This window comes from Protofrankia sp. CiP1_Cm_nod2, assembly GCF_920664355.1.
Classification (GTDB): Bacteria; Actinomycetota; Actinomycetes; order Frankiales; family Frankiaceae; genus Protofrankia.
Window position 1 is genome coordinate 1 of sequence record NZ_CAKKTL010000045.1, and the last position, 11,673, is coordinate 11,673.

The 11,673-nt window shown below is 70.9% G+C and carries 8 protein-coding genes and 1 pseudogene; 4 read left to right on the top strand and 5 right to left on the bottom strand.

Translation table 11 applies throughout. From position 1 onward, the window contains the following. Both NBW84_RS07355 and pknB read left to right on the top strand, forming a co-directional pair. Nucleotides 1-408: pseudogene (locus tag NBW84_RS07355) on the top strand (serine/threonine-protein kinase); the annotation flags it as partial. Further along, the gene (gene pknB, locus NBW84_RS07360; protein WP_250282943.1) at nucleotides 392-2,323 is read left to right on the top strand and encodes a Stk1 family PASTA domain-containing Ser/Thr kinase; all 1,932 of its coding nucleotides are present in this window, start codon (nucleotides 392-394) and stop codon (nucleotides 2,321-2,323) included. The pseudogene NBW84_RS07355 and the gene pknB, both read left to right, overlap by 17 nt. Before the next feature lie 90 nt (nucleotides 2,324-2,413). Here pknB and NBW84_RS07365 read toward each other — a convergent pair whose 3' ends face one another. Further along, on the bottom strand, nucleotides 2,414-3,061 hold the full coding sequence (locus tag NBW84_RS07365; RefSeq protein ID WP_250282945.1) for an aminodeoxychorismate/anthranilate synthase component II: 648 nt from the start codon (nucleotides 3,059-3,061) through the stop codon (nucleotides 2,414-2,416). A 118-nt stretch (nucleotides 3,062-3,179) separates the two neighbouring features. Then, nucleotides 3,180-5,051: an AMP-binding protein gene (locus NBW84_RS07370; RefSeq protein WP_250282947.1), complete on the bottom strand. Its 1,872-nt coding sequence runs from the start codon at nucleotides 5,049-5,051 to the stop codon at nucleotides 3,180-3,182. Between the two features lie 689 nt (nucleotides 5,052-5,740). Here NBW84_RS07370 and NBW84_RS07375 point away from each other — a divergent pair. Next, nucleotides 5,741-6,001 (top strand): cell division protein CrgA, encoded by a 261-nt coding sequence (locus NBW84_RS07375; protein WP_250282949.1) that lies wholly within the window; start codon nucleotides 5,741-5,743, stop codon nucleotides 5,999-6,001. A gap of 679 nt (nucleotides 6,002-6,680) precedes the next feature. On the opposite strand, the gene NBW84_RS07380 is transcribed toward NBW84_RS07375, so the two are convergent. After that, nucleotides 6,681-8,780 carry a glycoside hydrolase family 15 protein gene (locus NBW84_RS07380; protein ID WP_445548189.1) on the bottom strand — a complete coding sequence of 700 codons (2,100 nt, stop codon included), beginning with the start codon at nucleotides 8,778-8,780 and terminating at the stop codon, nucleotides 6,681-6,683. 199 nt (nucleotides 8,781-8,979) lie between these two features. Here NBW84_RS07380 and NBW84_RS07385 point away from each other — a divergent pair, with 199 nt between their 5' ends. Further along, nucleotides 8,980-9,588 (top strand): PH domain-containing protein, encoded by a 609-nt coding sequence (locus NBW84_RS07385; protein WP_250282952.1) that lies wholly within the window; start codon nucleotides 8,980-8,982, stop codon nucleotides 9,586-9,588. Between the two features lie 193 nt (nucleotides 9,589-9,781). Here NBW84_RS07385 and NBW84_RS07390 read toward each other — a convergent pair whose 3' ends face one another. Both NBW84_RS07390 and NBW84_RS07395 read right to left on the bottom strand, forming a co-directional pair. Further along, complete coding sequence (locus NBW84_RS07390) at nucleotides 9,782-10,831, bottom strand: rhomboid family intramembrane serine protease (protein WP_250282954.1); 1,050 nt, start codon at nucleotides 10,829-10,831, stop codon at nucleotides 9,782-9,784. 112 nt (nucleotides 10,832-10,943) lie between these two features. Continuing rightward, nucleotides 10,944-11,468 carry a peptidylprolyl isomerase gene (locus NBW84_RS07395; protein ID WP_250282956.1) on the bottom strand — a complete coding sequence of 175 codons (525 nt, stop codon included), beginning with the start codon at nucleotides 11,466-11,468 and terminating at the stop codon, nucleotides 10,944-10,946. Nucleotides 11,469-11,673 lie beyond the last annotated feature (205 nt).

Below are 11,673 nucleotides of genomic sequence, written 5' to 3' on the forward strand. Positions count from 1 at the left end.
GCCTCCGCCCCGCCGCCGGACGCGCGGGGGGCCCGGCGACGGCGGCCCCGCGGCCGGGCCGCGGAGGGCACGACGTCCGCGGGCAGGCGACGGCTGCCACTTCCAGTACTGATAGCACTACTGATCGCCACAGTTGCGATCACCGCGCTGGTCACCCGGTCGATCGCCGGGTCCAGCGGATCCTCCGAAGGCGCGCCGGCCCTGACCCGGGCGGTGCACGGGCCCGGATCCGAAGATGGCATCGTCACCGGTGACAGTACGACCGGGACCAGCGGTGTCACGGACGGCAGCCGGATCACCGGCGGCCCGGCCGGCCGCACGGACGCGGCCGGACCAGATGTCCGGGAAGCGTCCGCGGGTACCGGCCCGGGAAGCGGAAAGGCGAGCACGGGTGGCAGTCGTGACTGAGGTGTTCGGGACCGAACCTCGCCTGGTGGGCGGGCGCTATGAGCTGGGCGAGGTCCTCGGGTACGGCGGCATGGCCGAGGTCTACCGCGGCCGGGACGTCCGGCTCGGCCGCGAGGTCGCGGTCAAGGCGCTGCGGGCCGACCTCGCCCGGGACCCCACCTTCCTGGCCCGCTTCCGCCGCGAGGCGCAGTCCTCGGCCGCCCTGAACCACCCGGCGATCGTCTCGGTCTACGACACCGGCGAAGATCTGATCAACGGCACGACCGTCCCGTACATCGTGATGGAGTACGTGGAAGGCCGCACCCTGCGGGACGTGCTCCAGCAGGAGGGCCGGTTCACCGAGCGCCGGGCCATGGAGATCACCTCCGACGTGTGCGCCGCCCTGGACTACAGCCACCGGATGGGGATCATCCACCGGGACATCAAGCCCGCCAACGTCATGCTGTGCCAGGACGGCTCGGTCAAGGTGATGGACTTCGGCATCGCCCGGGCGACCACCGCGACCACGTCCAACATGACGCAGACCGCCGCGGTGATCGGCACCGCCCAGTACCTGTCGCCGGAGCAGGCCCGCGGCGTCCGGGTGGACGCGCGCAGCGACGTCTACTCGACGGGTGTGCTGTTCTACGAGCTGCTGACCGGGCAGCCGCCGTTCCGCGGCGACTCGCCGGTGGCCGTCGCCTACCAGCACGTACGGGAGAGCCCGCAGCCGCCGTCCAGCCACGACCGCACCATCACGCCCAACGCCGACGCGATCGTGCTCAAGGCGATGGAGAAGGATCCCGACGACCGCTACTCCACCGCCGGGCAGATGCGGGACGATCTCGAGCGGGCGCTGGCCGGCCGGCCCATCTACGCCCCTCCCCCCCAGCTCGACAACGACCAGCTCACCACCCGGCTGGGCGTCTCGCCCACGGCCACGGCGGGGACGCACCTGATCTCCCGCGGCCGCGGCGGCCCCTACGACAACGTCCCGGACGACCCCTACGGCCGCACCGGCGGCTACGACCGGGCCGGCTTCGGCGGCCCCGGGGGGGGCGACGGCGGGCCACCGCCGGAGAAAAGACGTTCGGACGCCTGGAAGTACATCCTCGCCGGCCTGTCCGTGGTGGCGGTGTTCGTTGTCGTCACCATCATCGCGACCAACATGCTCGGCGGCGGGGGCGGGAACGGCCACGACACCGCCGCCGACACCGCGACGATCCCGACGAACCTCATCGGGCAGAAGTACGAGACGGCCAAGAACAGCCTGAGCTCCGCGGGCTTCACCAACGTCATCTCGAAGCCCACCGACAACAACGAGCCGAAGGACCAGGTGCTCAACGTCGAGCCGGCCCCGGGCACCGCCGTGTCGAAGAGCGCGCAGATCACCCTCATCATCTCGAAGGGGCCGGGTGACCTCACCGTTCCGGACGTGGCGGGGCTGACGCAGGCCGCGGCCACCGCCAAGCTGAAGGCGGCCGGGCTGGTGGTGAAGACCTCCGCCTTTACCGACGCGACAACCCGCCGGGCCGGGCTGGTCGAGTCCAGCGACCCGGCGGCGGGGACGTCGATCACCCCCGGCGAACAAGTGATCATCTACGTGGTGAGCGCGCAGGCGACCGTCCCGAACGTGACGGACCAGCCCGTCGACCCCGCCAAGGGCGAGCTGGAGCGCTTCGGTTTCAAGGTCGTCCAGCAGGCTGTCGCGAGCAGCAAGCCGACGGGCACCGTCGTCTCCCAGAGCCCCGGCGGCGGCCTGGCGACCCGTGGGTCGACCGTGACGCTCTACATCGCCCAGCAGCAGCCCGCCGCCACCGAGATACCGACGTCGACACCGACCGCCACCACGACACCGAGCCAGACACCGTCGCCAAGCCCGACCCCCTCCAAGCGGGGCCTCGATGACGTGCTCAACCCCCCTGGCAGGGTGTAGCGGCGCTGCCCCCACGGCCGTCCCGTTCGAGGCACCCACCGGAGCCCCGACAGGGATCATCTGGTGGACCCCGCCGGGCGGCACCCTCCGTCAGGCGAAAGCTGCCTGACGGAGGGTCTCGACCTCGGCCGACAGCGTCGGCGCGACCGATAGCGCGGTGTCGTCCCCGCAGACCGACAGCCAGCGAGCCAGCAGCAGATGACCACCCTGCGTAAGCACCGATTCCGGGTGGAACTGGACACCCTCCAGCGGAAGGGCCCGGTGCCGCATCGCCATCACCACACCGCTGTCGGTCCAGGCGGTCACCTCGATCTCCGCCGGGAGGGTCGCCCAGTCCACCGCGAGCGAGTGGTAGCGGGTCCCGATGAACGGTGACGGCAGGTCCGCGAGCACCCCGGCCCCCTGGTGGCGCACCACGGACGTCTTGCCGTGCAGCAGTTCGGGCGCCCGGCCGACCGTCGCGCCGAAGGCGACCCCGAGAGCCTGATGCCCCAGGCACACCCCGAGCATGGGGATGCCGGCCGCCGCACACGCCCGGATCATCGGCACACTGACCCCGGCCGCCTCCGGCGTGCCCGGGCCGGGCGACACCAGCACCCCGGCGACGCCGAGGGTCGTCAGCTCGTCGACGTCGACCTCGTCGTTGCGGCGGACGACGCTGTCCGCGCCGAGCTGGCCCAGGTACTGCACCAGGTTGAACACAAACGAGTCGTAGTTGTCGACCACCAGGATTCGCATGTTCCTCCTCTTACCACCGAACCCGCCCCGCCACCGGGCCAGCCGCGGAATCCGGCGGATCCCTGGCGCGGGACGCGACGGTGGCCGGCCCGGGAGCGTCCAGCCGGGCCACGGTCGGTCAGTTGCCGTCGGTGGCGTTTGGCCCGGCGGCGGCAGTCGGCTCGGCGGCGGCAGTCGGCTCGGCGGCGGCAGTCGGCTCGGCGGCGGCAGTCGGCTCGGCGGCGGCCGGCCGCTGGGCCTTTGCCCGCTCCTCGTCACGCAGCGCGCGGCGCAGCACCTTGCCGATCCCGATCTTCGGCAGCGGCTCCGACCGGAATTCGATGATCTTCGGGACCTTGTAGGCGGAGAGCCGTTCGGAACAGTACGCCCGCACCTCGTCGACGGTGAGCGACGCGTCGGGCCGCAGCACCAGGAAGGCCTTCACCGTCTCGCCACGGTACGCGTCCGGGACGCCGATCACCGCGCTCTCGGCGACCTCGGGAATCCCGGCGAGCACATCCTCGATCTCGTTGGGCGAGATGTTGAACCCGCCCGCGATGATGAGCTCCTTCTTCCGGTCGACGATCTCGAACCAGCCGGCGGCGTCCATCTGGGCGACGTCGCCGGTGAACAGCCATCCGTCGTCGCTCAGCACGGTCCTGGTGGCCTCCGGGTTCCCCCAGTACCCGGCGAACACCTGCGGGCCCCGGATGAGCAGTTCCCCGGGCTCCCCCAACGGCACTTCCCGCGTGTGGTCCTCCAAGTCGACGATCTTCGCTTCGGTGGACGGGAAGGGCAGGCCGATCCAGCCGGGGCGGAGCTCGCCGCGCAACGGACCGGCATGGGTCACCGGGGATGCCTCCGTCATGCCGTAGCCCTCGACGACCGGGGTGCCGGTCGCGCCCTCCCACTGCCGCTGCAGCTCACCGGGCAGCTTCATCGCGCCGGAGATGCACCCGCGGATCGAGGTCAGGTCGACGTTCTTCGACCGGGGATCGTCCAGCAGCGCCCGGTAGATCGGCGGCACTCCCGGGAAAATGGTCGGACGATGCCTGGCGATGGCGTCGAGCACCAGAGCCACGTCGAATTTCGGTACGAGCACAACGTGTGCGCCGATCAGCATTCCCACTGTCATGCACAATGTCAGCCCGTACGCGTGGAACATCGGCAGGAGGGCGAGGACGACCTCCCGCCCGGCCTGCGCGTCGGCGAACCACGCCCGGCACTGCACGGCATTGGCGACGAGATTACGGTGGGTCAGCATCGCGCCTTTGGCCGGACCGGTCGTCCCCGTCGTGTAGAGCAGGACCGCGACATCGGACATGGCCACCGGCGCCGACGTCCGTACCGGTGCGGCCCGGCCACTGCGGTACACGTCGAGGAAAGCGTGGGCGCGGGCGCCGGCGGGCAGCTCCGTCACGATTTCGGCGCGTTTCCGGCGGGCCGGCGGAATGGGCAGCCGCAGCAGCAACTGGTCTTTTTTCGGCAGAAAGTCGGGAATCGATGTGGAGATCACCTCGCGGACCATGGTCCGGCCGGAGCGGCGGGCCGCCTCCACCACCGCGTAGGCACGGTCCAGACACACCACGTACTCGGCCCCGCAGTCGGCAAGCTGGTGGGTCAGCTCGGTCTCGGTGTAGAGCGGGTTGGCCTCGGCCACGACCGCGCCCAGCCGCAGGACGGCGTAGAAAGCAATCACGTGCTGCGGACAGTTCGGCAGAATGAGCGCCACCCGGTCACCCGCGACGACGCCGAGCCTCGCCAGGCCACCGGCGAACGCGTCGACATACTCGCGAAGCCGACTATAGGTCAGCGTCGTCCCGAAGAAGGAGATCGCCGGGTTCGCGGGAAACTCCGCGACGGCGTTCTCGAACATCTGGCCCAGCGTGATATCGGGGATCTCGACCGCGATGGGGACGCCGTCAGCGTACGACGACTGCCACGGCCGGTCAGCATAGGTGCCGGTCTCGAGCGTGCCGGTCTCCCGCTCGGTTGTCGATCCACCTGGCATCGCGGACACCTTCCCTTGTCGGACTGCGGTTGGGCGTCATTCTGGCAAGGAAGTGGCAGGGAAACAGCTCCCGGGAGGGGCGATTTCCCGATCACCGTCACGCACGGCCCCCGTGGCCGTCGCCTCGGCGCCCATGACGGTATCCACCGCCGTATCCACGGCAGCAGTCCACAACGTATCGACAATATTGTCACGTTTTGCCACCGACCCGGCACCCCGCCGGACGGCTCGTGCCCCGCCCCCTCCCACCCCGGCACGCCCATGCGCTCTTCCCGCCCCGGCGTTGACACGGCGCGCACGCTCCGGCCACGAACCACCACGCCAGCATCGGAACAGGGGCCGGCCAGAGCCGAGGCCGGGGCCAGGGTCGGAGCCGAGGTCGGGGCCAGAGCCGGGGTCGGGGCCAGAGCCGGAGCCGGAGCCGGGGAGCCCGTCGGGCGCGTCCCGGGACGCCCACGGCGCCGGAGCCCTGGGCCTGCCGGGACCGCCCGGATTCCCGGCTCCCGAAGGCGGGCGCGGGAAATCAGGAGCATCTGCTTCCGCCCTTCCGGGTGCCCCGACGCGTCCCGGCACAGTGGATGTCTACCCTGTGAAATGGGCGATCCGTACCCGTGCGGCCTACCGGCCCACCGGCGGCACGGGCGGCACTTCGCCCATGGTGATCATACAGTGCACCGAGGAGCTCTGAAGTGCCCGTTTCCCGGCGTCGCAAGAAGAAGTCGACCAGCGCACCACCCCAGGCCACCCAGCCGCGCAAGCGCAAGCCACCGTCGCCGCCCTGGGTGGGTGCGCTGATCCTCGCGCTCTTCCTGATCGGTATCACCTGGCTGCTCGTCTACTACTTCTCCAACGGGGACATCCCCGGAATGGGCGGCCTCGGCGCCTGGAACATCCTCATCGGCTTCGGCTTCGTCGTGATCGGCCTCGGCGTCTCCACCCAGTGGCGCTAGGAGCGCCGGTCAGGTAACCATACGTATCCCCGCGAACGGTGGCGCACCTCGATGGACGCCGGCCACCGGAGAAGATCGGCGTAATTTTGTCGTTGTGTACGCTTTTGCGGCCAAAAAGCGTACACAACGACAAACTCGCCTGGATCATGGCCTGTGCGGGTGGTCGTGGATGGGATTCGCACCACTTGGCCGGCACTCCAGGCCTTCGCCAGCGGGCCTTTCCCCGGCGGGTCCTCGATCTCCCGCAGATCCACCGGTCTCCCGCAGATCCGCGGGCGCCCGGGTCGGCGGGCGCCCGGGTCGGCGGGTACCCGGGTCGGCGGGTACCCGGGTCGGCGGGTACCCGGGTCGGCGGGTACCCGGGTCGGCGGGTACCCGGGTCGGCGGGTACCCGGGTCGGCGGGTACCCGGGTCGGCGGGTGTCCGCCGGGCGGATCCGGCTGGGGACCGGGTTGATCGCCGGGCGGCCGCGCCGCGGGATGGACGGAACTTCCACCGGTGTTATTCATCCCCAACGGTTGTCCACAGTGTGGATATCGTCGCGGGTGAGCATCGTTATGGGTGAGCACCCGCGGACGCACCGCTGCAGGCGACGCCACGGCGCTCCATGACACACGGGGATATACCGGAACATTTATGGAAATACGGGCCGCGACCGTGACGCGCGGGGCGCAACAGGTCAGGACGCCGGGGCGGGCCCGGGCTCGCCCGCGGCCTCCTCGGCCCGGATCACGTGCATGACCGCGTTGATGAGAGCCAGATGGGTGAACGCCTGCGGGAAGTTCCCCAGGTGCCGGCCGGTGCTCGGGTCGAGCTCCTCCGCGTAGAGGTCCAGCGGGCTGGCGAAGCTCAGCAGGCGCTCGCAGTGCTGCCTGGCGCGGACCACCTCACCGATCTCCACCAGGGCGGAGATCAGCCAGAACGAGCACATGAGGAAGGCGCCCTCAGCCCCGGTCAGGCCGTCGTCGGTCTCCTCCACGCGGTAGCGCAGCACCAGGCCGTCGACCGTCAGCTCGTCGGCGATCGCGAGGACAGTCGCGCGTACCCGTGGATCGGTCGGGGGCAGGAATCCCAACAGCGGCATGAGCAGCAGCGACGCGTCCAACGCCTTCGAGCCGTAACACTGGGTGAAGACTCCGCGCTCGTCGAGACCGTTCGTACACACGTCGGTGTGTATCTCGTCGGCGACAGCCGCCCAACGGGCCGCGGTCTTGGCGTCCCCGCGCATCGCGGCCAGCCGCCGGCCCCGGTCGGCGGCGACCCAGCACATCACCTTCGACGAGGTGAAGTGCCGTAGTTCCCCCCGCACCTCCCAGATGCCGCAGTCCGGCTCCCGCCAGTGCTCGGCGGCGGTCTCCACCAGCCTGACCAGCACCGGCCACAACCGCTCCGACAGATAGTCGCGCGAGCGGGTGTGCAGGTAGACCGAGTCGAGGATCGCGCCCCACAGATCGTGCTGGCGCTGGGAGAACGCCGCGTTGCCGACCCGGACCGGGAACGCCCCGTCGTAGCCGGACAGATGCCCGAGGATCTGCTCGTCCAGCCGGCTCTCGCCACCGACCCCGTACATGATCTGTAGGTCGTCGCCGTTCTCGCAGACGTCCGCGATGAACGAGAAGAAGTCGTTCGCCTCGTAGTCGAGCCCCAGGGTGTACAGGCCCCACAGCGCGAATGTGGAGTCACGGATCCAGCTGTACCGGTAGTCCCAGTTACGCTCCCCTCGCGGCGTCTCCGGCAGGGACGTGGTGGACGCCGCGAGCAGCGCCCCGGTCGGGGCGTAGGTCAGGCCCTTGAGCGCCAGCGCGCTGCGCTGCAGATGCCCACGCCACGGGTGGTCCGGGAAGACCCCGCGGGAGAGCCACTGCCGCCAGAACGCGGTCGTCCGCGTCACCGCCGCGATCGCCTCCGCGTAGCTGGTGGGCAGGAAGGGGTCGCTGGCCCGCCAGGTCAGGGCCACGAAGGCCGTCCCGCCCTCGGCCAGGGTGGTCCTCGCGTGTGCCCGGCGGCCGTCGAAGCCCAGCCGGAGATCCGTCCGCAGCCGCAGGGTCAGCTCGGGATGCGAACGGATCCGTGGGCCGGGCCGCTCCGACGGGCCGCGCCGGCCGTCGTCCGGCTTGCCGCTCGGTGGCACGGCGCCATCGGCCCACACTCCTGTGCCGCCACGGACGGTGACCGCGCTGCCGTAACCGGCGTCCTCGTACGCCCAGCTCGCTGGCCGGCGGCCGTAGTCGAAGTTGGGCTCGCACAGCAGGGCGAGATCGACGGTGCCGTGCTCACAGCGCGCGAGCCGGAGCAGGACGTGTTCGGCGTCCCAGTCCGTCGGGGTACGCCGATGGGTGTTGGACCGCTGTTGGGTGCGGTGCCAACGTCCGACAATGAGACAGTCGGTGACGATGAGCCAGCCGTTGGGTGTCTGCCAGGTGGTCTCGAGGATGTTCGTGCCCGGCAGGTACCGGCGCCCGGCCGGGATCATCGTCCGCTCCGGGCCGAACCGGAAGCCGCCCGCCGACCGGTCGATGACCGCGCCGAACACCGACGGATCGTCCGGACGCGGCAGGCACATCCACTCGATGTTGCCGCTCGGGGCGACCAGACATGTGGTCTCACAGTCGGAGAGGAAGCCGTATTCGGCGATGGGCGGGAACGGGCTGACGCTGCCACGCCGGGTGGGCGGCGACACGGTCTGGAACGCTGTCTGGAACGAAGCCACGTCCGCTCTTCTCCTTCTCCGGCCGCAGGCCCCGGCGGCGGGGTGCGGTACACAGGGCCAGGCCGTCATCTGACGTGACGTCGAGAAAGCGGATAGTAATCGCCATGAAGATCGACCATGCGCAGGCCGGGCAGCGGCACGGCCCGCGCGGGCCAACGGCGGCGCTGCCCGGACGGCCGTCGGCCCCCAGACCAACGGCCACGCTGCCCGGACGGGGCCCGTCGGCCCGCGGGCCGACGGCGATGCTGCCCGGGCCGCCGGATGTGCTGTGCTGGGCGACATGCGGGATGAGGACTTCGCCGACCGGGACATCGCCGGCGCCGGACGCTCCGACGGCACCGACGGCGGCCATACCGGCGCCGATGTGGGCGACGCGCGTGCGAGTGGCACGGGGGCGGACGGCGCGGGCGGTACCGGTGCCGGCCGCGCCGGTGGGGCCGGCGCGCACACCTGGTCGCCGTCCTGGTGGCGGGTGGCCGGGTGCGCCCTCGCCGGCGCGTTCCTGCTCGCGGCCGGTGCCGTGGGCGCGCTCGCCGCCCGTCTGGGGCCGCTGGACGGCCCCGGCCGGCTGCTGGTCGGGATCGTCGGGGCCGGGCTGTTGCTGCTGGCCGGCCGGGACGCCCTGGCCCGACCGGCGCTGCATGTGGATCAGGGCGGAGTCGACCTGGTGGACGGCATCCACCGGCGGCACCTGCCATGGGCCGCCGTGCTGCGGGTACGCGCGGGCACCCTGACGCGCAGCCGTCGCGCCGTGCACGTCCGCGTCCTCACGGTCGAGACGATCGACGGCCCGCTCATGCTCAGCCGCCGTCAGCTCGGCGCCGAGCCCGAACGGGTCGCCGAGACGGTGGAGGAGATCCGCCTCCGCCTGCGCTGACCCGATACGCAAGCCGCCCGGCTTCCCCTATTCGGGGTGATACCGAAAGCATCCGAGGTACTGGCCCGCGGGCCCGGGGAACCACGTCCACACCAGGACAACCGGACGGGGAATCCTCACGTCAGAAGCATCCGGCCGCCACGGCCAGGGGCCGGAAGCCGCCGGGCCGCTCCTGAACGAATATCGGTGGCGGTTACGTCACCGTGGAAGTCCGGGCGACCGCGATGAGCAGCAATGCGGCGAGAACAGCACCCACCGCGGCCGCCTGCGCCCATCCGCGGCGTGCCGGCACATAGGCGTAGATCGCCCCCACCGCGAGCCCGGCCGCGAGACCACCGATATGGCCCCATTTGTCGATGTTCGGAATGGTGAACGTGATGACCAGATTGATGCCGACGATGATGAGGATCGCCGAGGTGTCGACACGCAGCCGTCTGGCGATCACGTAGTACGCCGCGAAGAACCCGAATACCGCGGTGGACGCCCCGACCGAGAACACGTCCCGTCCGTTGATCAGATAACTGAGCGTATTTCCGCCGACGGCACAGACGACGAACAGGGCGAGATAGCGCACCCGGCCGAGGATCTGTTCGAGCTGGGTGCCGAGCAGGTACAGCGCGTACATGTTGAACAGGATGTGCAGGATGCCCGCGTGCAGGAAGGCCGCGGTCAGCAGCCGGTAGTACTCGTCGTTGAGCGCTATGCCCTGGCCGTCCAGGGAGTAGTCCCCCGTGAAGGCGTTGTCGAGATTCCCGCTGGCCAGGCCCGGCAGCCCCTGCAGGACGTACGCGGCCACGCAGAGCCCGATGAGCACCTGGGTGACCAGCCCGGGACGCCTGGCCATGGCCCGCCCGCCCAGCGAGGTGACCGGCCGCCGGGAGGCGGCGCCACGGTGTGGCGCCGCGGCGCCCTCCTGCGGACAGTGGAACCCCACAGCCGCCGGACGCATGCACTCCGGGCAGATCGGACGCCCGCACCGCTGGCAGGAGACGTAGGTTTCCCGGTCGGTGTGCCGGTAGCAGTAGGGGACGGGACGGGGATGCGCCGCCGGCCCCCGCTCCGGCTGGCCCGTGGGCCGGGAGCCGGTGGCGGAGGGGGCGTCCGGCGTCCAGCCGTCAGAGGGGTCCGAGGACCCGCCCGCGGGCCGCCAGCCGGCTGGCTCCGGTGGCTGCCCGGACGCGTGGTGGTACCCGGGCACCTGATGCCGGCGCGGGCCGGCTGCCCAGGCGGTGCCGGCGCCCACCGCCCGGCGGGGATCCGGGACACCCGGATCCCCTGGTCTCGACCAGGGTGGGTTCATCGCAGCGGTCCCGACACCTTCGCTTCCCCGTCCGCCTTCCCGTTCCCGCCGGCCGCTACGCCTGCCGGCGTTCGACGACGACCTGCGTGATGACGATGTCGTCGGCCGGGCGGTCCTGCGGCCCGGCCGGCGCCTTGCTGATCGCGTCGACGATGTCGGTGCCGCTGGTGACCTCACCGAAGATGGTGTGCTTGCGGTCCAGCCAGTTCGTCGGGGCCACGGTGATGAAGAACTGGGAGCCGTTCGTCCCCGGGCCCGCGTTCGCCATCGCCAGCAGGTACGGACGGGAGAAGCTCAGCTCCGGGTGGAACTCGTCGGCGAACTTGTACCCCGGGCCGCCGCGGCCGGTACCCAGCGGGTCACCGCCCTGGATCATGAAACTCGGGATCACCCGGTGGAAGATCGTACCGTCGTACAACGGCGCCTTCGTCTTCTCACCCGTCCGGGGGTCGGTCCACTCCCGTGTACCCGTGGCGAGACCGACGAAGTTCGCCACCGTCTTCGGCGCGTGGTTCTTGAGCAGCAGGATCTCGATGTCACCCTGCGTAGTCTTCAATGTAGCGTACAGCGCCTCGGCCATGAGCCTCTCTTCCGTCGTACCGGTAGCGGCTGATCGCCGGTGACGCCGAATGTCGCGTCGCAGGTCCAACGATCGCCATGCTGGTAATGCTCCGCCGATCGTATGCGTCCGGCCGTACGCGACCGGTCGCGCGGGACCGTCCATATGGGACCGGGCCGTGTACGCCGCGTTCCGGCCAGAACCGGCCAGGGCTGGCCAGGGCCGG

What these genes read in the sequence shown, in the direction of transcription:
- NBW84_RS07365 (WP_250282945.1), bottom strand. Translation starts at nt 3,061, where the DNA reads ATGCGAATCCTGGTGGTCGACAACTACGACTCGTTTGTGTTCAACCTG.
- NBW84_RS07370 (WP_250282947.1), bottom strand. Translation starts at nt 5,051, where the DNA reads ATGCCAGGTGGATCGACAACCGAGCGGGAGACCGGCACGCTCGAGACC.
- NBW84_RS07380 (WP_445548189.1), bottom strand. Translation starts at nt 8,780, where the DNA reads ATGACGGCCTGGCCCTGTGTACCGCACCCCGCCGCCGGGGCCTGCGGC.
- NBW84_RS07395 (WP_250282956.1), bottom strand. Translation starts at nt 11,468, where the DNA reads ATGGCCGAGGCGCTGTACGCTACATTGAAGACTACGCAGGGTGACATC.